This window comes from Agarivorans sp. Alg241-V36 (assembly GCF_900537085.1).
Taxonomy (GTDB): domain Bacteria; phylum Pseudomonadota; class Gammaproteobacteria; order Enterobacterales; family Celerinatantimonadaceae; genus Agarivorans.
Genome location: NZ_UNRE01000003.1, coordinates 200,656 through 220,263, shown reverse-complemented (window position 1 = coordinate 220,263; position 19,608 = coordinate 200,656). Strand labels below are relative to the sequence as shown.

General features: G+C 45.6%; 22 protein-coding genes. 11 read left to right on the top strand and 11 right to left on the bottom strand.

What is annotated here, in order from left to right:
- Positions 1-144 precede the first annotated feature (144 nt).
- Entirely contained in the window at positions 145-627 is a 483-nt protein-coding gene (locus G6R11_RS08365) for a pyrimidine dimer DNA glycosylase/endonuclease V (RefSeq protein ID WP_163132624.1), read from the top strand.
- An 81-nt stretch (positions 628-708) separates the two neighbouring features.
- Positions 709-2,073 (top strand): PLP-dependent aminotransferase family protein, encoded by a 1,365-nt coding sequence (locus tag G6R11_RS08360; RefSeq protein WP_163132623.1) that lies wholly within the window; start codon positions 709-711, stop codon positions 2,071-2,073.
- A gap of 1 nt (position 2,074) precedes the next feature.
- Here the strand turns inward: G6R11_RS08360 and G6R11_RS08355 are convergent, their stop codons facing one another.
- A complete protein-coding gene (locus tag G6R11_RS08355; protein WP_152779493.1) occupies positions 2,075-2,443 on the bottom strand; it encodes a helix-turn-helix domain-containing protein in 369 nt (122 codons plus the stop codon).
- A gap of 157 nt (positions 2,444-2,600) precedes the next feature.
- Between G6R11_RS08355 and G6R11_RS08350 the strand changes: the two genes are divergently transcribed.
- The 3 genes from G6R11_RS08350 to G6R11_RS08340 all read left to right on the top strand — a co-directional run bounded on the left by G6R11_RS08350 (position 2,601) and on the right by G6R11_RS08340 (position 5,124).
- A complete protein-coding gene (locus G6R11_RS08350; RefSeq protein ID WP_163132622.1) occupies positions 2,601-3,272 on the top strand; it encodes a glutathione S-transferase family protein in 672 nt (223 codons plus the stop codon).
- Between the two features lie 48 nt (positions 3,273-3,320).
- The gene (locus G6R11_RS08345; RefSeq protein WP_163132621.1) at positions 3,321-4,409 is read left to right on the top strand and encodes an alkene reductase; all 1,089 of its coding nucleotides are present in this window, start codon (positions 3,321-3,323) and stop codon (positions 4,407-4,409) included.
- Between the two features lie 172 nt (positions 4,410-4,581).
- Entirely contained in the window at positions 4,582-5,124 is a 543-nt protein-coding gene (locus tag G6R11_RS08340; RefSeq protein WP_163132620.1) for an NUDIX hydrolase, read from the top strand.
- Here the strand turns inward: G6R11_RS08340 and G6R11_RS08335 are convergent.
- The gene (locus tag G6R11_RS08335) at positions 5,121-5,735 is read right to left on the bottom strand and encodes a class I SAM-dependent methyltransferase (protein ID WP_163132619.1); all 615 of its coding nucleotides are present in this window, start codon (positions 5,733-5,735) and stop codon (positions 5,121-5,123) included. The genes G6R11_RS08340 and G6R11_RS08335 overlap by 4 nt on opposite strands.
- A gap of 106 nt (positions 5,736-5,841) precedes the next feature.
- Between G6R11_RS08335 and G6R11_RS08330 the strand changes: the two genes are divergently transcribed.
- Positions 5,842-6,726: a LysR family transcriptional regulator gene (locus G6R11_RS08330; protein ID WP_163132618.1), complete on the top strand. Its 885-nt coding sequence runs from the start codon at positions 5,842-5,844 to the stop codon at positions 6,724-6,726.
- Here the strand turns inward: G6R11_RS08330 and G6R11_RS08325 are convergent.
- The 7 genes from G6R11_RS08325 to G6R11_RS08295 form a co-directional block, all read right to left on the bottom strand.
- Positions 6,718-7,209 (bottom strand): ureidoglycolate lyase, encoded by a 492-nt coding sequence (locus G6R11_RS08325; RefSeq protein WP_163132617.1) that lies wholly within the window; start codon positions 7,207-7,209, stop codon positions 6,718-6,720. The genes G6R11_RS08330 and G6R11_RS08325 overlap by 9 nt on opposite strands.
- Positions 7,210-7,218: 9 nt before the next feature.
- A complete protein-coding gene (alc, locus tag G6R11_RS08320) occupies positions 7,219-8,226 on the bottom strand; it encodes an allantoicase (RefSeq protein WP_163132616.1) in 1,008 nt (335 codons plus the stop codon).
- A 126-nt stretch (positions 8,227-8,352) separates the two neighbouring features.
- Complete coding sequence (locus G6R11_RS08315) at positions 8,353-9,180, bottom strand: MurR/RpiR family transcriptional regulator (protein ID WP_163132615.1); 828 nt, start codon at positions 9,178-9,180, stop codon at positions 8,353-8,355.
- A gap of 40 nt (positions 9,181-9,220) precedes the next feature.
- Positions 9,221-9,949 (bottom strand): amino acid ABC transporter ATP-binding protein, encoded by a 729-nt coding sequence (locus G6R11_RS08310; protein WP_163132614.1) that lies wholly within the window; start codon positions 9,947-9,949, stop codon positions 9,221-9,223.
- On the bottom strand, positions 9,936-10,586 hold the full coding sequence (locus G6R11_RS08305; protein WP_163132613.1) for an amino acid ABC transporter permease: 651 nt from the start codon (positions 10,584-10,586) through the stop codon (positions 9,936-9,938). Before G6R11_RS08305 ends, G6R11_RS08310 begins: the two co-directional genes overlap by 14 nt.
- 12 nt (positions 10,587-10,598) lie before the next feature.
- Positions 10,599-11,267, bottom strand: a complete 669-nt coding sequence (locus tag G6R11_RS08300) for an amino acid ABC transporter permease (RefSeq protein WP_163132612.1) — start codon at positions 11,265-11,267, stop codon at positions 10,599-10,601.
- Positions 11,268-11,278: 11 nt separating this feature from the next.
- A complete protein-coding gene (locus tag G6R11_RS08295) occupies positions 11,279-12,067 on the bottom strand; it encodes a transporter substrate-binding domain-containing protein (RefSeq protein WP_163132611.1) in 789 nt (262 codons plus the stop codon).
- A gap of 437 nt (positions 12,068-12,504) precedes the next feature.
- Between G6R11_RS08295 and G6R11_RS08290 the strand changes: the two genes are divergently transcribed.
- The 5 genes from G6R11_RS08290 to G6R11_RS08270 all read left to right on the top strand — a co-directional run bounded on the left by G6R11_RS08290 (position 12,505) and on the right by G6R11_RS08270 (position 17,800).
- A complete protein-coding gene (locus G6R11_RS08290; RefSeq protein ID WP_163132610.1) occupies positions 12,505-13,203 on the top strand; it encodes a spondin domain-containing protein in 699 nt (232 codons plus the stop codon).
- A 13-nt stretch (positions 13,204-13,216) separates the two neighbouring features.
- Positions 13,217-13,924: a spondin domain-containing protein gene (locus tag G6R11_RS08285; RefSeq protein ID WP_163132609.1), complete on the top strand. Its 708-nt coding sequence runs from the start codon at positions 13,217-13,219 to the stop codon at positions 13,922-13,924.
- Positions 13,925-14,007: 83 nt separating this feature from the next.
- Positions 14,008-14,709, top strand: a complete 702-nt coding sequence (locus G6R11_RS08280) for a response regulator transcription factor (RefSeq protein WP_163132608.1) — start codon at positions 14,008-14,010, stop codon at positions 14,707-14,709.
- A complete protein-coding gene (locus G6R11_RS08275) occupies positions 14,699-16,192 on the top strand; it encodes a cell wall metabolism sensor histidine kinase WalK (protein WP_163132607.1) in 1,494 nt (497 codons plus the stop codon). Before G6R11_RS08280 ends, G6R11_RS08275 begins: the two co-directional genes overlap by 11 nt.
- 399 nt (positions 16,193-16,591) lie before the next feature.
- Entirely contained in the window at positions 16,592-17,800 is a 1,209-nt protein-coding gene (locus tag G6R11_RS08270) for an MFS transporter (protein ID WP_163132606.1), read from the top strand.
- A gap of 179 nt (positions 17,801-17,979) precedes the next feature.
- Here the strand turns inward: G6R11_RS08270 and G6R11_RS08265 are convergent, their stop codons facing one another.
- The gene (locus G6R11_RS08265) at positions 17,980-18,804 is read right to left on the bottom strand and encodes a vWA domain-containing protein (protein ID WP_163132605.1); all 825 of its coding nucleotides are present in this window, start codon (positions 18,802-18,804) and stop codon (positions 17,980-17,982) included.
- Positions 18,801-19,607 (bottom strand): MotA/TolQ/ExbB proton channel family protein, encoded by an 807-nt coding sequence (locus G6R11_RS08260; protein WP_163132604.1) that lies wholly within the window; start codon positions 19,605-19,607, stop codon positions 18,801-18,803. The genes G6R11_RS08265 and G6R11_RS08260 overlap by 4 nt, the downstream gene beginning before the upstream one ends.
- Between the last annotated feature and the right edge of the window lies 1 nt (position 19,608).

The following is a 19,608-nucleotide window of genomic DNA, read 5'->3' as shown; positions in this document are numbered from 1 at the left end:
CTTGTTTTACTGGTTCATTTTACAGCTTGCTTGCACATTAAAGCCGAGGGCGATAAATCGATTAACGCTCTGCTTACGTATTCCTAGGAAATTAAGGTTTGCTGCGTTTAGCAGCGTGCAGTGAGTGCTAACAAGAGATTGCTGATGAACATTTTTATCCTAGACCAAGATATAACAAGATGTGCTGAATACCACTGCGATCAACATGTGGTTAAAATGATTTTAGAAAGCGTGCAAATGTTGTGCACTGCATTAAATAAAAAGGGCTTTGTTACTCCTTACAAATCCACGCATGTTAACCATCCTTGCGTATTGTGGGTGGAGCAATCTTACGATAACTATTTGTGGCTCAAACAACTCACTTTAGCCCTGAATCAAGAATACCGGTTTCGCTACAACAAGAGCGTTGATCACAAGTCGATAGCGGTACTGAATAAATTAGGTGAATTTAAGTACCCTAGTGCGGGGCTAAGTGAGTTTGCTCAAGCCATGCCTGAGCAATATAAAAAGCCAAACAACGCGGTGAGTGCTTATAGAGAGTTTTACCTTGGTGAAAAAATGGCATTCGCAAAGTGGACAAAGCGCTCTGCACCAGCTTGGCTTGAGCAAAACTCAATCGATAGTTAATTGCTTAGCTTGCTAAAGAGAGAGTGGCGTGCACAATAGGGACTTATTAAAGCTTAGAGTTGATGGAAGCCTTTTACCTTTATGCAAGCCTTGTTGGCGGGTTTCAATCCGCAAGCTCGTCCCTTATATCTAGAGATCGCCCGCTGTATTGAAAATGCTATTTTAAAAGGCCAGCTCAGTTATCAAGCTAAGTTACCCGCCCATCGAGTGTTGGCAAGAACGCTAGGAAGCAGCGCTGTTACAGTACGTCAGGCCTACCAAGATTTAGAGCGCAAAGGCCTAATAAGCTCTGGCGTTGGCAAAGGCAGCTTTGTATCACTAAATGTTAACCTGAGTGATGGCATTAAGGGACGTACGGGTGATGAACTTAATTTGTCTCTCATTGCGCCTTTACATGCGCCTTTAATATCCCCATTAAGTATTCAGTTGCAGCAACTATCTGCCTCTAACTTACCTGCATTTTGTGGTTACGAAGATGACGAAGGCAATCCAGAACAATTAGCGGTGCTACATCAGTGGGTGGAAGCTCAAGGCATTCGATGTAACCAAGAGCAGCTCATAATATGTCATGGTGCTCAACACGCGTTGTTAGTGGCGATTCTTGCCACCACTCAAGTAGGAGATAGGGTAGCGGTAGAGCGGCTCTGCTACCCAGGTATTTTGTCGATATTAAGACAAACGGGCAGGGTGCCTGTTGCCATCGAAATGGATGAATTTGGTATCCTGCCTCAATCTTTAAGCCAGCAGCAACAGGCGCAGCCAATTAGCGCCTTGGTGTTGGTGGCTTCTTGCCAAAATCCCACTGCCAGCGTGATGCCTAATCAGCGAAGAGAGCAGCTTGCTAAAGTGGTTAAAGGCAGCCCCATCACGGTGATAGATGATGATATTTATGGTTTTTTAACTGAGCAAGAGATTAAACCCTTCTACCATTTTGCTCCAAAACAAACGGTGTACTTAAATAGTTTGTCTAAATCAGTGTCACCTAGTTTGCGTTTGGGCGTGTTGGTGGTCCCCAATGAGTTGCGCGAAGATTACATCAATTTGGTAAGAACAACCTTGTGGTTACCGTCTCCTTTGCTGGTGCAGTTGGCATGCCAGTTAATTAAAGCTGGAGATGTAGCTAAAATAGCTCAGTGGCAAAAAGCCCAAGCTACTCGACGACAGCACTTAGCAAAGCAGCTGCTTAGTGAGTTAGAGTTTGTTAACCAAGATCATGAACGGCATAGCGCTTTTCATCTTTGGCTATATCTACCAGATGGCTGGACGAGTAAGGCCTTTGTCGAAGTAATGCGAAAACAAGGGGTTCACCTAAGCGCTGATCACCACTTTTCTATTGATAAGCCACAACGTTCGGCAGTGCGCATTAGCTTAATGGCCACTCCTGATCTAAATAAACTCAAACAGGCGCTGGGCTTAATTCGCGATGTTTTGTTGCGGCGTACTTAAGTTACTCGTGGGCCTTTTGATAGGCTTTTCCCCAGCCACACAGCAAGTCTAAAGCAGGGTTTAACTGCTCGGCTAAGGCGGTTGGGGTGTACTCCACTCTTGGCGGCACTTCGGCAAATACTTTGCGCTCTATCAGCTTATCTTTTTCTAAATCACGCAATTGTTGAGTTAAGGTTTTTTGGGTGATTTTAGGGATTTCTCGCTTTAGCTCACCAAAACGCAGCGTTTTACCACGTAGCTGATACAAGATAATCACCTTCCATTTTCCACCTATCACTTCAATGGCGGTAGAAACAGGGCATTCATGCTTTTGCTCTGTCAAAGAAACTTCACAATTTTTTTCTGGGCTAGAAGCCGCTGAATCCAACATTAGGCACCTCGAGGAAACTAAATATCTAATTAGTGCGTACTTGTAGATCGCTACAAGCCTTCTTATAGTTACCAAAAGATACTATGTTTCGTTTGGATACAAAAGTTATATCGATTGGCCAAGCGCATATTTGTTAATTTATACAAGGAATCACTCGATGTCAGCCATTTATAAGCCGGATCAAACCATTGAACTGATAAGTTTTAAGCTTTGCCCCTTTGTACAACGCTCGGTGATTACCTTATTACACAAAGGCATCGACTTTGAGATTAAGTACATTGATTTGGCCAACAAACCAGACTGGTTTTTAGCACTATCTCCTTTAGGCAAAGTGCCAGTGCTGAAGTATGGCGATGATGTCTTGTTTGAATCTGCGGTGATAAATGAATTCTTGGATGAAATTACCGAAGGCTCTTTAATGCCAAGTGACCCGCTTCAAAAAGCCAAAGATCGCGCATGGATAGAGTTCTCTAGCCAAGTATTAATGGCGCAGTATCAAACTTCATTGGCTAAAACCCAACAAGACTTTGACCAAGCGCAGGTAGGGCTTAACGACAAGCTCTCGCGCCTTGAAGGCCTAAGCAGTGATAAGGACTTTTTTAACGGCAAGGATTTAGCCTTAATCGACACCGCATTAGCACCATTGTTTACTCGTTTTACGGCTATAGAACGCTTGTTTGAGCGCGATTTACTTGCAGACTTTCCCAAGTTAAAAGCACTAGGGCAACGCTTACTGGCTTTGCCGGAAGTGTCGGGCTCGGTAGTTGAAGATTTTAACTCGCTGTTTGCCGACTACTTACGCAATGCGGACAGCATACTGACTAAGTAATTCGCTCAAGTTTTATTTGTTACTTTTAATGACCCAAAGGATAGAGATATGTCTTTAAGTACACTATTTTCGCCAATTAAACTGGGCGATATTGAACTGAAACATCGTGTTGTTATGGCGCCACTTACCCGCTCTCGCTCCGCTCAACCAGGCGACTACCCCCACGAGCTTAATGTGGAATACTATTCTCAACGTTCGAGTGCAGCGCTGATTATTAGCGAAGCTACTCAGGTTTCTGCGCAAGCTAAAGGCTATGCGTTTACACCGGGTATTCATAGCGAACAACAAATCGCTGGGTGGAAAAAAATTACCGATGCTGTGCATGCCAAGGGCTCTAAAATTGTGCTGCAGCTATGGCATGTTGGGCGCATTTCTCATTCGGTGATTCAGCAAGATGGCAGCTTGCCGGTAGCGCCATCGGCGATAGCCGCTGAAGGGCAAGCCTTTACTGAACAGGGATTTCTAGATTTTGAAACGCCGCGAGCGCTAGAAACAGAAGAGCTAGCTTCAATTGTTGAGCAGTTTAAACAAGGTGCGATTAACGCTAAAAAAGCAGGCTTCGACGGCGTAGAAATTCACGCCGCCAACGGCTACTTGCTGGATCAGTTTCTTAAAGACGGAACTAACCAGCGCGACGACATTTACGGCGGCTCTATCGAAAATCGAGCGCGCCTAAGCTTAGAAGTCACTCAAGCGGTGGCAGAGGTATGGGGAGCGGGCAGAGTGGGGATTAGAATCTCTCCAACTGGCACTTTTAATTCTATGTCCGAGAGTAATCCTCAAGCTTTGTTTAACTACTTAGTTGAGCAGCTCAGTCCAATGAAGCTTGCTTATCTTCACGTGGTAGAAAATTTTGCAGGTGCGAGTAGTGAAGGCTTTGATTTTGGCCAACTACGCAGCCGTTTCGCTGGCGCTTACATGGCTAATGGAGGCTACAGTGCCAATAGTGCTGAGCAAGCCATTGCAGAAGATAACGCCGACGTGGTGTCGTTTGGTTCGCCGTTTATTGCTAACCCCGACCTACCCGAGCGCTTTAAGCAAGATGCTGAGCTAAATGAACTAGATCAAGACACCTTATATGGTGGCGACGCGAAAGGTTATACCGATTACCCCTTTCTAATGAGTGTAAGCTCTTAAGTTTTCATTTCTTTGCGAAAAAGCTGAAGCAAGAAATGTTTGTGCAAGTCCACATTCCCTGTGGTGTTTGGCCTCGCGTGCGAGGCCTTTTTTTATTTTATCTGTAACTCAGTTTGCTTGTAGCTCGCTTTGTTGCTAAATTCGCCAGCCGTTTTTCTACTGTTGTTATCTTATGCGTTTATTAAAATCTACAGTTCACCCTGATCTTGGCTCTCTTGATGGCAAGGCTTTAGAGCGGATTGCTGCAAGAGCTATCGTTTTAAAAGGTGAAGAGATTTTATTGATGTATACCGAGCGTTACCATGATTACACCTTGCCTGGCGGTGGTGTTGATCAAGGCGAAAACCTAATTGAAGGCCTAAAGCGGGAGCTGAGTGAAGAAACTGGTGCTCAGAATATACGCGATATTCAGGCCTTTGGCTGCTATGAAGAATATCGCCCCTGGTATAAGGATGATGCTGATTATATGCATATGTTGTCCTACTGCTATTTGTGCCAGATTGATGACGAGCTTGCCGACAATGCTTTAGAAGACTATGAAATCAACAATGGTATGAAGCCGGTTTGGTTGAACATTCATAGCGCCATCGCGCATAACCAAGAGACTATCGCCAATAACCCAAAAGCGGGAATGTCGGTAGCCCGTGAGACCTACTTGCTGCAAAAAGTGGTGGCTGAATGTTTGATAAACTCGCCGCTTAAGCAGGCTGTTTAAGCTCGCGCCACCAAGAACACCGATAGGGCTTTTTCTGGGCGCCACTTGGTGTCGATGCTAAAGCCTTGCTGTTGAAAGCTGTCTAACAGCGCTTGCTCGGTAAACACCCTTACTAATGGCATCAGGCCTAAGGCTTTACCGATTGGGCCAATAAGCTTAAAAAACTTCATTCTGTCACCTAAACAAGCAGTGCTACTAATGAGCACTCCACCTGGTTTTAGCCAGCTTTTCATAGTTGCAATGGCGGCTTCTTGGTCTTCCAATAGGTGAATCAGGTTAAGCGCAAAGACAATGTCTACCGGTTCATCTACCACTAACTCTTCGACTGTTGCTTGCTGAAAACTCAGGTTTTCTATTTGCTGTTCTTGGCGTTTTCGCTCCGCGATATCTAGCATGCCAGCTGAGATATCGGTGGCGAGTATCTGCTTTAGATATGGGGCATGCAGTAAAGCGGTTGAGCCAGTGCCACATCCCACTTCAATGGCCGTAGCATCTTTAGAAAAGTACTCGCGGCTAAGTGCTAGTTTTTTCTCATAGCTGGGAATATCTGAAATAGCGCGTTTAGCGTAAGAGCTGGCATGTTTGTCCCAAAACTTGGTGCGTGTATCCATCAACATTTTCCCTAATGAGTTGCCTTTAGCGGCGATTGAGTGAATAGTAACCATGCTAAAAACAGGTAGCAATAATCATTAATGCATCATAGGTATACGTATTTGTATGGATAGGCGTTCTATAAACTTTGACTGGAACAGAGCACGGGCTTTTTTGGTCACCGCTGAAGAGGGCTCTTTATCTGCCGCTGCACGAGCATTGGCGATGACTCAACCTACCTTAAGCCGGCAAGTAACGGCCTTAGAGCAGGAGCTGGGTGTTTCCTTGTTTGAGCGAGTGGGCGGCAGGCTAAGCTTAACCGCCAGTGGTGTTGAGTTATTGTCACACGCTCAAGCCATGGGCCAAGCGGCTAATAACTTGTCTTTATCCGCTTCTGGCAGAGCAGAAGCCATCGAAGGTGAGGTATGTATTTCGGCTTCGGAAGCTGTGGCTGCCTTTGTTCTGCCGAGTATTGTTGAAAAACTTCGACTACACGCCCCCGGAGTTCGAGTAGAAATTGTCGCCAGCAATGATTCTAGCGACTTATTACGCCGAGAAGCAGATATTGCCATTAGGGCGTATCAGCCTACGGAATTGGACTTGATTGCTCGCCGCCTTGCAGATATTGATGTGCATCTGTACGCGGCTAAAAGCTACTTGGCTAAGTGGCCGCAGCCTCGCACCATTCAAAGCCTAGCGGATGCAAAATTTCTCGCGTTTCATAAAGACGATGAGTTGATTAATGAGCTAGCTAAATTAGGCTTCTCGCTTAAGCAAAGTAACTTCCCTACCGTGGTGAGCAACCATTTAGTGCAGTGGGAATTGGTTAAGCAAGGCATAGGTATTGGCTTTATGCTCGAGCAGGTGGGCGATAATGAGCCGCTGGTCGAGCGTGCCTTTCCTTCTCTAGCGGCGATTGCCACACCCTCATGGCTGGTGGTTCATCGAGAGTTAAATACCAGCCGACGACTGCGCATGGTGTATGACTTTTTGGCCGAGCAACTAAGCTAGCTGCAACTCGATACGTTCACTTAGCTGCTGCTCCACACAGTTTGCTTCTTCGCCGCTTCGATCAATCACCAAAAAGTCGCTAGTTTGCTGCAAGCTAATCAAGGGGTGATGCCATACCCCGCTGTGGTAGTTAACCCCTTGATCAGGCTGCGCCCAAAAGGCGCAAATGCTATCTTCATCTAGCTCACCAGGTTTTGCCACCACCACCACATAAGGGCGTTGGGACAAGGGCATAAATAACTGGCTGCCATAGGGGTGGTGTTCCAGCATATTTATGGCGAGTGGTAGCTGAAAGGCTTGGCCGCGAAATATCGAGACAATGAGCTTGGCCTGGCTGCCACTGGCTTGTAATTCGGCCAAATCATGGAAGCGACTAGTGGTTCCGCCATTGATGGCAAAAGGCGAGACACTGTCGCAAGCCACTACGTCACCAAAGGGCTCAAAGGCCGCTTGGCTAAGCGGCTGTAAGCTGAGTTTTTTCATCGCATTTCCTTAAACGGATTTACCCCATAAGCGCAGGCGACTAATGCCGCCATCAGGGTAAATATTCACCCGAATATGGGTGATTGTGCCTAGTGGGTTTAGCTGGCTAAAGTGATGATCATTGTCGGCGCTAAGTGACTGGACGGGCAATAACTCTTGCCAGAACATGCTTTGGCTAATTAGGCTCAAGTCGTTAGGATCTTGAATATTGGCAGCTTGTATCGACAGCTTATCGGGGAAGTTACCTTTAAAGTGAGTGGTGGCCACTTCAATTTCATCTACGTCCCCGGCTTGGCCTAAAGCGATAATGCACCAATCGTTGCCCGGTTCTCGACGGCGGCGAGTCTCCCAACCATCGCCCATGTTAACGCCTTTGCCTGGCGCAAGTAGATTGCTGGGCGTGCCATAATGCGCGTCATTGTATCCAATGACTCTGCCACCGTTTTTAAGAGCCACTAAATCAATGCTTTGCTCGCTTGAATGCTGTGGAATAGGGTGGCCAAATACCCGCAAACGGGCAATACCACCATCGGGGAAAATATTAATTTTTAAATGACTAATAGGCTGCTCGGCGCTCACTTCAAAAAAGTGGTGGTTGTCGGCACTTAAAGCGCTGGCAGACAGAATACTGTGCCATTGTGCATCACTTGGCGGTGTATCTTGCTCGCAGTAGCAGGCTTCTACGCTGGCGGCTGGGGCAAAGTTACCGGTAAAAAAGCTAGTGTCTAGTTGTAGTCCTTTTACGGTGCCTGCAACGCCTAGTTTAACTATGCACCAGTCGTGACCTGCATCACGGCGGCGGCGACTTTCCCATCCGTCCATCCATTTGCCGTTATCATCATATTTGTCTGGATAAAACAGGGCCGGCAAGTGGTTAAGCATGCGCTCAGCTTTGGCAAAAAAGTCATCACTAACGGCGATAATTTGGCTGCCTAAGCGGCTGTCGGCTAAATTCACGCACTGTTGGCTAAAGGCTGGCGCATCGGTGGCGGCTGGGGCAGTTATAGCTTGGCTCATAGTTATCCTTAAATTTGTTGAGGAAATGCGCTGATTGGCTCATTTTCTACTTGTTTGCTTCAATTGTTTCACTGCGGCTTAGTTGTTACCCTTATTGGGTTCTTTAAGCAACAGTGAGGTAAATGTTTAGTTGTGAGCTTCTAGCTCATCAAGCAATTGATAATTATTGCTTACTTGGTTGCTATGGGTTTGGGCTGAATGCGCTAAGTAATCGTAGACCTTGTTGCTCAAATGGGCGAGCAGGCTCATCGGCGCGGCATAGCTGTCTAAGGCAGAATGATTGCTCATTGGACAGACTAATAATTGGCTTACTTGAGTGCGATAGCATTGGCCACTTTGGTCGGTAATTAGCAGGCAATTCAGGTTTTGTAATTGCTCTATAAGCGCTGTAAATAACTTAGGTCTGCGGCGAATACCTATTATGATCACTAAGTCTTTATCGTTGAGTTGCGCTAGCTCCTCACCCATGCTTTGGCCTGGAACTGGCAACAAATACACCTGTTTACGACACTGCATTAATTGCTGGCGAAAGTGCAACGCCAGTGGATAGCTGTTGCGATAGCCAATAATCGTTATTCGTTTAGCTTGGCTAATTTGCTTAACTAAAGCCTCACAGTCTATCTGTTCTAGCTGCTTAAATACTTGGCTAATGGCGGCTAAGTCACTGTGTTCACTAGTATCGCTTGCTTCGCTGGTTAAAAGTGGTTGTCCCCATTCGCGCTCTTGGCGTAACAGCTCACAGACTTGTTGATGGTCTTGATAACCCAGTTGGCGGAAAAACCGACTCACACTGGCTTTAGAAACTTGGCAAGCGCTGGCGATTTCAGCAGTTGATAGAATCAGTACTTTATCGGGGTGATGCTGCAAGTAATCTGCTACTACACGCGCTTTGGCCGAAAGCTGCGGGTAGTGTTCAACAATACGTTGATTAAATGCACAGGCCGATTTTGTCATGATTAATTAAAGTCCTTTTAATTTCATTATTGCTTACAGCTTATAACACTGCAGAAATAAAGCTTTGTAACTCGGTGGTTTGGGGCTGGGCAAACACCTGTTTGCTATCGCCGGTTTCCCACACCTTTCCTTGGTGCATAAAGACCACTCTATCACCAACGTCGCGAGCAAAGTTCATTTCGTGGGTGACTAAAATGAGGGTCATGCCTTCGGCGGCCAGTTGCTCTAATACTTTGAGTACTTCGCCTACTAACTCAGGATCGAGGGCCGAGGTGATTTCGTCACACAGCAATACTTTAGGCGACATCGCTAACGAACGGGCAATGGCTACTCGTTGCTGCTGGCCGCCCGACATGCTGGTGGGGTATTGATCAAACTTGTCGGCTAAACCCACTTTTTCCAGCACTTCTTGCGCTAGCTCGCGGCATTCTTGCTGGTTTTTACCCAGTACTAACTTGGGCGCTAACATAATGTTTTCGCCAGCGGTCATGTGGGGGAAGAGGTTAAAGTTTTGAAATACCATGCCTACACTGCGGCTAAGTTGCCTAAGCTGCTTTTCGTCTTCGCTTACCGCTTGTTTATCTACAATAATGGCACCACTTTGAAAGGGCTCTAGGCCATTTATACAACGCAGTAAGGTACTCTTGCCAGAGCCGCTACGGCCAATAATTGAGATAACTTCGCCAGCCTTAATTTTTAAGTCTATGCCTTTTAGCACGTGGTGTTGGCCATAATATTTATGAATTTGTTCAATACTAACCAGTGACATTGAGCTTCTTCTCCAAATGCTTGCTGTATAAAGACAGCGGGAAACACAGTAAAAAGTACAGCGCTGCCACTAAGGCAAACACTTTAAAGGGTTGGAAGGTGGCGTTGTTAAGCATGGTGCCGGCTTTAGTTAGCTCCACAAAACCAATAATGGATGTGAGCGCAGTGCCTTTCACTACTTGAACCGAAAAGCCTACGGTTGGGGCAATGGCCACGGTGAGGGCTTGCGGCAAAATTACGTAGCGCATGGTTTGAAAGAAACTCAAGCCTAAGGTGCGAGAAGCTTCCCATTGGCCCTTAGGTAAAGATTCAATACAGCCGCGCCAGATTTCACATAAAAAGGCACTGGTGAATAAGGTTAAACCGATTATGGCGGCGCTCCAGGCGCTCACGTCAATGCCAATTAGCGATAAACCAAAAAAGGTGACAAACAGTTGCATTAACAATGGAGTGCCTTGAAATAGCTCCACATAGCCTTTAACTATTGCATTCAGCACCGGGCTTTTACTCATGCGCATAAAGGTTAGCAGCATGGCAACTAAGCCGCCGCTGGCAAAGGCAATCAGTGATAACAAAACCGTCCAGCGTGCTGCTAGCAGTAAGTTACGTAAAATGTCCCAATCGGTAAATTGCATCATATTGCTGTACTCCTACAATGCTGGATTTTTAAAGAGTCGGCGTGCTGCTAGCGCAAAGAGTTGGCGCATAGCAATCGCCAGCAACAAGTAAATAAATGCAGTGAGCAAGTAAGACTCAAAGCTTAAAAAGTTGCGCGACTGAATAAAGTTAGCAGAGAAGGTGAGTTCTTCTACGGAGATTTGCGAGACCACCGCCGAGCCCAGCATCACGATAATGCATTGGCTTACCAGCGCTGGATAAATACGTTGAAATGCCGTGGGCAGTACAATGCGGCTAAAAATATGCCAGTGGCTTAAGCCCAAGGTTTTACCCGCCTCCCATTGGCCTTTAGGCGTGGCTTCTATACCTGCACGAATAATTTCGGTGAGGTAGGCTCCGAGGTTAATAACCATGGCTAAGCAGCCTGCTTGCCAAGCACTTAGTTTTACACCTAAAGCTGGCAAGCCAAAAAAGATGAAAAATAACTGCACAATAAACGGTGTATTACGAATGACTTCGACATAGGCGCTAATGAGCCAGCGCAACCAAGCTTTGTTACTTATTTTTCCTGCTGCCCCCGCGGTGCCTAGTAAGATCCCTGCAAAGGTTGAATACAAGGTAAGCTCGGCGGTGGTGAGTAAACCCTTGGCGAGCTCGGGCGTGTAGGGCAGTAAGCCACTAAAGTCTAGTTGGTAGCTCATGGCGCGCTCCTTTAGTACAACTCTTTAGGTAACGATGTTTTAAACCATGCAAGCGAGAGCTTTTCTAACTCACCACTTTGTTTTGCTTTAGCAATTAGCTCGTTTACCTTGGCAACAAGTGCTGGCTCGCCTTTAAGCACACCTACATAACAAGGAGAGTTTTTAAGTAAAAACTTAGTCTCTGGTTTACGTGTTGGAACGCGCTTGGCAATTTCTGTGGCAACTAAGTTACCAGTGGCAATCAGTTCTAATTGGCCTGATAAGTAAGCTGACAAAGTGGTGTTGTTGTCTTCAAAGCGCTTAATGGTGGTAGAACTATCCACTAATTTGCTTAGCTCAATGTCTTCAACCGCGCCACGAGTTACCCCCACCGTTTTACCTGAAAGCTGCTCTGCAGAATCTACGCTTACCTCTTCGGCGCCAAATACACCGAGGAAGAATGGCGCGTAGGCTTCACTAAAATCGATGGCTTTTTCACGTTCGGCGTTTTTACCTAGGCTAGAGATAACCAAGTCTACTTTGCGGGTTTGTAGATAAGGGATGCGGTTAGCGCTGGTTACTGGAACCAATTCTAGTTTTACATCCAGCTGCTCGGCTAAGTAGCGCGCCATATCGATGTCGTAACCCATGGGTTGTAAATCACTGCCTACCGAGCCAAACGGTGGAAAGTCTTGCGGCACTGCTACTTTTAATACGCCGCGCTCCATTAAAGTAGATAGTTGATCGGCATGGCTTACGGTGCTGCTTAGTGCGCAAAGTAAAATGGCTGCGCTAGCAAATAGTTTTTTGAAGGTATACATAAAGCTTCCTTAGCAAGTTTACTTATCGTGAAACGAATGAATCTTTTTGTTTGTGTTTGCAACGTGCGAGCCATTAAGCGAACTGTGGAGTTAGTATTTAGTAAAACCTTTAAATACATGTGCTTATGAGTTTTTGTTTGATGGATTATTCGAAATGTTCTAGCGGACAGAGTTTAATATTTACCCATATTGGTGCTGATTGGGATCTGATTGGTGCACGAATTACTACTAAAGAGGTATTTGTGTCTTTGTTTGAAATAATTTGCCTGTTTTAATTGAAATATCGAATAATTCAAACAAATTTATAGTTTTAAGTTTATGTTTTAATGGGATTTTACTTACTGTGATAGAAAAGTGATAAGTTCGTGAATTGGTTGGGACATGTGCTTCTTATACTGGATTTGACTGTTAAATAAGGACCGCAAAAGGAGCGAACCATGGATCTCAAGTCATCTCTGTTAGCAATGCCGTTTATTGCTGTAAGTACATTAAGCCAAGCCGCGGTAGTAGACGTTAAAATTACTAACTTAACGCAAGGTATTTACTACACCCCTTTATTAGTAACTGCACATACTTCTGACGCTCACCTATTTGAGGTAGGTAAAGCGGCATCGCCATCTCTGCAAATGATGGCAGAGGGCGGAGACATCTCTGGTTTAGTCACCATTGCCGATGGTATCGGAGCTGTGTCATCAGCAAACCCAGCCGCTGGTTTATTAGCGCCTACCGATTACGTGATGGTGAGCGACCTTGATACTGGCAGCAACACTCACTTGAGCATTGTGGCCATGCTGCTACCTACTAACGATGGTTTTGTAGGTAAAGATAGCTGGGAAATTCCAAGCGAAGCAGGCACTTACACCTTCTACATGAATGGTTATGACGCTGGTACCGAAGCCAACGACGAGATCGTAAATGGCGGCGGAATGTCTGGTGTTCCTGGTATCCCTGCTAACCCTGGCATGAATGGCGGAACGGGTGGTAGTGGTGTAGCCACAGCCTCAAGTAATACCAACATTCATATTCACCCTGGTAATGTGGGTGACCAAGATGCAACTGGCGGCATGAGTGACCTAGACAGCCGTATTCACCGCTGGTTAAACCCAGTAGCAAAAGTGGTTGTTACCGTTAAGTAATTAAGGAGGATCTATGGCTATCTCAAGTTTTAGTAAGAGAGCCTTGGCCGTAGCGGTAATGGCGGCAGGACTAAGTGCGTGTGGCAGTGATGATGAGCAAATCGTTATTCTTCCGCCAGATACGCTAGAGTATGAAGTAACCATTTACAACGATACTTCGGCTCAGCCTTTATCTCCCGCAGTAGTGGGGATTCATAGTGCAACCATGAGTTTATGGACCCTAGGCACCTCGGCCAGTGTTCCTTTAGAAACCATGGCCGAAGGTGGTGACGCAAGCGATATTGCTGCTATGTTTACCGGAGACAATGTGGCGGTTAGTGGAGCTGGGGCGATTGGCCCAGGCGCCTACGAAACCTTAATGATTAGTGCAGCCGAGCGCAGCGACATGCAATTATCATTAGCCACCATGATGGTGAATACAAACGATGCCTTCACTGGGTTAAATGCTATCGATATTGGTGGCTTAATGGTGGGTGATAGCATGACCTACAGCTTGCCAGCCTACGATGCAGGTACCGAGCAAAACAGCGAAGCGGTGGGAACTATTCCTGGCCCAGCAGACGGCGGTGAAGGGTTTAACGCGGCACGTGATGATGTAATGAATAAAGTTTCGCGTCATCCCGGTCTAGTTACACAAGCCGACGACCCTGCGTCAGTATTGCTACCAGATCATCGATTGTCTGGCACAGTGGGAAGAGTAGTGATTACTCGTACCAACTAGCGCTTAGGTGACAACACCCGTACTTATAGTACGGGTGTGTATCTGATTCATCGTGGTCGTTCATTACAAGGAAAGGAGCCTATATGTCCCCGCGGATCCTGGTCATTGAAGACGACCACGATATTAATAACCTGATCACCATGAATCTAAACGACATGATGTATCAAGTAGAAAGCTGTGAAGATGGCGCGCAAGGTTACGCCAAAGCCAGCAGTGACACCTTCGATTTAATCGTGCTTGATTTAATGTTACCGGGAATGGACGGTTTAGACATTTGTCGGCAACTTCGCGCTCAGCAACACAATACCCCAATTTTAATGCTTACCGCACGCGACTCCGAAGCCGACCGAGTGGTGGGTTTAGAAATGGGTGCCGATGATTACCTCACCAAGCCCTTTAGTGTTCGCGAGTTGCAAGCAAGGGTTAAAGCCATGTTGCGCCGCGTTGATATGCTTGTACAAAGCCAACAGCAAACTGATGCCAGCACCATGCAATGGAAAGACTTATCCATAGACATTGGTCGTCGCCAAGTTTCGGTGCGTAATCAGGCAGTGGAGCTTACCTCTACCGAGTTTGATTTATTGCTGCATCTCGCCAAATCACCGGGTTTAGTATTTAGCCGAGCCCAGCTACTAGACCAAGTGTGGGGCTATAAACACAGCGGTTATGAGCACACAGTAAATTCGCATATCAATCGACTACGCACCAAATTAGAAAGCGACCCTTCTAATCCTGAATACGTGCTAACTGTGTGGGGAGTAGGATACAAGTTTAATGATGTTTAGATTTATTAATTCTTTTTACAGCAAGCTAATGCTGGCAGTGGTGGTGTGTTTTATTTTAGCCGGTGGCTTGCTACTGGGTTTGGCTCATCAAAGTTCGCAGCAATACCAAAACGAAATTGAACAAAAACTGCATTTACAGCTAGCCGAACACTTAGTCTACGACAGCCAGTTATTTAAAGATGGAGAGCTCGATCCTAAAGCGATTAAGCAGGCTTTTCATTCGATGATGATTTTGGGCCCAAGCTTTGAGTTTTACATTTTAGATACTGCCGGCAAGGTGGTGACCTACTCAGCCGATCCCAGCAAAATCAAACGCAAGCAATTAGACTTAAAACCAATTCGAGATTTTATTGAAGGCGCTAGAGCCATGCCGATTATTGGTGATGACCCGCGCTCTCCTTCACGAAGTAAGATCTTTTCGGTGGCCGAAATTCGCGAAGGCGATAGTTTAAAAGGTTATTTGTACATCATCATTGGCGGCGAAATCTACGACAGCGTTGCCGAGTTACTGCAAAGCAGCCACATTATGAAACTAAGCTTGCTGGGCTTATTTTTTATTCTGGGCTTTAGCTTGCTGGTGGTGTTTCTAATGTTTGGTTTGCTGACTAAACCACTGCGCCGCTTGGCGAAAGACATTGATCAGTTTCAGCATGTTGGTCTGGAGCAAAGTGCCAATATTGCCGGGCATTGGCAAAACAACTCTCACGATGAAGTACAAAAGCTAGGCGCTGCATTTAGTGATATGGCCACTACCATTAAGGGCCAATATCAAAAAGTGAAAGACACCGACCAATTGCGCCGAGAGCTTATTTCTTACGTTTCTCACGATCTGCGTACACCGTTAGCGTCGCTGCAAGGTTACTTAGAAACCTGGCAGTTAAAACACCGAGACCTATCTGCGGAAGAAGGCGAGCAGTTAATTAAAGTTGCCTTAAGCAGCGCACGTAAAACCTCTAGTTTGGTAGAGCAGCTGTTCGAACTTGCCCATTTAGATAGTGATTCAGCCACCATTAACGAAGAGTCGGTCGCAATCGCTGAATTAGCCCAAGACGTGATTCAAAAACTGCAATTAGCCGCCGAGAAAAAACAGGTAGTTATGAGCGTGGAGCCGCAAGATCCTTCCTTAGTTGCTTGCGCCGATATTCAACGAATTGAACGGGTATTTACTAACTTGTTAGAGAACTCAATTCGCCACTGCAGCGAAGGCGATGAAATTAAAGTAACAATCGACCAAGCGGAGCAGGGTAGCAAGCTGGCTATTACTGTGAGTGATACCGGCACTGGGATCCCCAGCGATGACTTACCACATATCTTCGATGCTCATTATCGGGCAGCCAATCGAGCGAAAGATAAAAGCTCGCATGGCGGCTTAGGTTTAGCCATTGCCAAGCGTATTGTTCAACTGCATCGCTCTTCTATTAGCGTTGAGTCCACCTTAGGCGAAGGCACCCGCTTTTGTTTTACCTTAGATAAACCCATGTAAGCTACGTTTATCACTGGGCTTGCTGTTATCGGTTTAGCCCAGTGAGTAACTAGGCTCAGCCATTACTCCTAGCAAGCTTTGTTATCCTCTTAAAGCTATGCGTTCTGTGCATATATTTCCTGAGTTAAATTCATTAGTTTGCGGAACAAGAACTGCGTACACTCCGCGCTTCTTTTGGTTACCAGCAAATAAATTACCCTATGTTTTCGCAATCTATTCTGGCTCAAATGCTGAGAATACTGGTGTTATTGAGCTTAACACTGCTTGTTGTGCATCACTCTCCAGGCTTATTAAAGCTGTTGGCTGAACAAGCTATGAATAGCGGCTGTCATCAAATCAATGATGATGCTTCGCAGCATCACTCTCACCACCATTCTCATCATTAAGTAAGAGGCTTACATGAGCATTTTTCGCTTTCCTGCATTGGTTTGGCTAGGCATCGGCATTTTGGTTATCTCGCTTGGCATTCGCCAATCTTTCGGTATTTTCATGATGCCGGTATCAGAGCACTTTCAGTTAGGCAGAGAGTTTTTTAGCTTTGCCATTGCCTTGCAAAACCTACTGTTTGGCGTGTTCCAGCCTTTTGTGGGTATGGCTGCGGATAAGTGGGGCGCAAAGCGCGTGATAGTGTTGGGCGCGTTAGCTTATGCACTGGGTTTATATTTAAGCTCAATCGCCACGCTGCCTAGCATGCTGTATCTATCTTTAGGCGCACTGGTAGGGCTTGGGCTTAGTGCCACGAGCTATGTAATTGTATTAGGCGCTGTTGCTAAAGTAGTGCCTGCGAAACATGCCGCAAAGGCCTTTGGTTTAACTACTGCGGCAGGCTCGTTTGGTATGTTTGCGATGATTCCAGGCGCGCAACTTATGCTAAGCCAAGTGGGCTGGCAACAAACCCTGCAAGCTTTTGCTTTGCTATGTGCGCTAATGGTGGCGTTTGCGATGTTTATGAAAACCGCAAAACCAAAAGCGGATGTCTCATCTTCAGTCGACGATTCGCAAAGCTTAAAGCAGTCCCTACAAGAGGCGTTTTCTCATAAAGGTTATTGGCTTATTCATGCCGGATTTTTTGTGTGTGGATTTCATGTGATGTTTATTGCCACTCACCTGCCTAGTTACCTCGCTGATAAAAACTTAAGTGCCGCAACCGGAGCCATGGCCTTGGCCTATGTTGGGATCTTTAATATTTTTGGCTCGTATTTTTGGGGCGTAATGGGCGACAAATATAGCAAGCGCCATGTTATGTCAGCCTTATATCTTATGAGAACTGTTGTTATCGCAGGTTTTGTGAGTTTGCCGGTGACCGAGAGTACCGCAGCATTGTTTGGTGGCGCAATTGGCTTTTGTTGGTTAGGCACAGTGCCGCTTACCTCTGGTTTAGTTAGGCAAATATTTGGTGCTCGCTACTTATCTACCTTGTATGGTTTGGTATTTTTCACTCACCAAATTGGTAGCTTTTTAGGTGCTTGGGTCGGTGGGCGTATTTATGATTATTACGGCTCTTATGAGCCTATTTGGTGGTCTACCGTGGCGCTTGCCTTTATCGCAGCACTGATTCATTTACCGATAAATGACAAACCGGTAATGCGTTTAGCCACTGCGAGTTAAGCCTATCTGGAGCAACAGAATATGGGCATGCTTAAACATGTATCTGGACAATTTCAAGTTAGGGGTGAACTGTATATTGAGAACCTAGAAAGTATCTAGGGTTCTCAGGCCTTACCATTGTTGTCTTTCGACAGCTGTCCGTAGGTTCACATAAAGTAAACATGAAAGGCCAACCGACTCTAATTTTGCCCTTTTAATAGCGCCAGAATTACCTGTGAGCTGAGCGGTATGTGATCCGAATCGGTCAACAGCACTCTTCGTTTAGAGTTGGTAATACGGCCATAGTATTGCTGCAAATCTTTTTCTTCGGGCACTAATACCGCAAAAAGCTGATCATCAGCGTCACTAAAATCTTTGACTGCATCATAAAAGGGCTGGCGCTGTGAGGTATGAGGAACATCATCAGCAATCAGTAAAATCATTTTTTGTTTTGCATCCGCTCGCCAATTTAACTTAGTCGCCGCTATAAATCCCTTATAAACAGACTCGCCATCGAATTTATTCTCTCCTTCACCCATGCCCATATTAATCTCGATTCGTCTGAAGTTTGCTAAAATTTTAGGCAGTTGATTTAAAGGCTGAATAGGAAAACTTCTCGTAGGCCTAGTAAAACCGTCATCTCCAAACACTACCAGACCAATAGCTGGCGACTCGGCTAACTCCACCAGTAACTTTGAGATAGCAATAATCTCACTTTTTAATTCTTCAATTTCATTCCCCATAGAGCCTGTAATGTCGAGCACTAACACCAAGTCTAAGGTAGGGATTTTTGTTAATTGCGGCTGTGTTGGCGGGCTGGGATCGGGTAGTTCAGGACAAGCAGGAACCTCTGGGCAAACCGGACATACTTGCTGCACTGGGCACTCTTTTATGGGATTAGTTGATAAGTTGCCAAAATAGGGAATAGAAATCAGCATCAATAACATAAATGCGCCCATGGCCGAGGCAAATAGGTCTATTGCCGCTACTGAAAAAACTTCTACATTATTATTACGTCGCTTCATGGGCGCTCTGGCGGCAATAGCAGCTTATTGATCAAACGGTTTAAACAGTACGACCCCGCTCGATTTAAGGCTTTCTCTTCAATCCCTTGTACAATATGCATGAGCAACATTAACACCGCCGCCAAAACTAAGGCGAGCAATGTGGTATTAAAGGCTAAACTCAGCTCATCGGTAATATTCGCAAGCCATAGCTGCATGCCCGTAGAATCTGAAACCTCTGGCATTTTTGCCCCTTGGGCTAAGGCATTCGCTACTCCAATAACAGTACCAATAAACCCTAGAGTGGGCAGCAACCATAACCAATATTTTAACAAATTATATTTTAAATCTAATTCATGCTGCATCAGTTCCAAATTACTGTTAAGAATTTGATTGGCGTTGTTGGCCTGCTTATTAATTTGTAACTGCAATACTAAGGCGTCAAGCAGTCGATAGAGCATCAACGACTTTGCCAATGGACTCATCTCTATCTCTTGGCGTAATTGGTTAATATGCTCAGTACTATAAAGCTGTTGATTATTAGCACTTAAAATAGAGGTTTCACAGGCATGGCGTTCCTGATTTGCTCGCCATGCTCGGGCGATAATTTGCCCACAAGCAATAGCAAACACACACCACATAAAGCTCTGGATAGTAAAAGGGAATGCATGACTATGAACATCAAAAGCTATGGCTAACAGCCCTGTTTTAGACACTAAAGCTAGTTGCAATTGCCCTAACCAAACTATTACTGCAATAACAATGACGACAGCAATTGCTAATGCACTTATAAGTATTTGCCTTTCTGTTTTATTAATATCCATA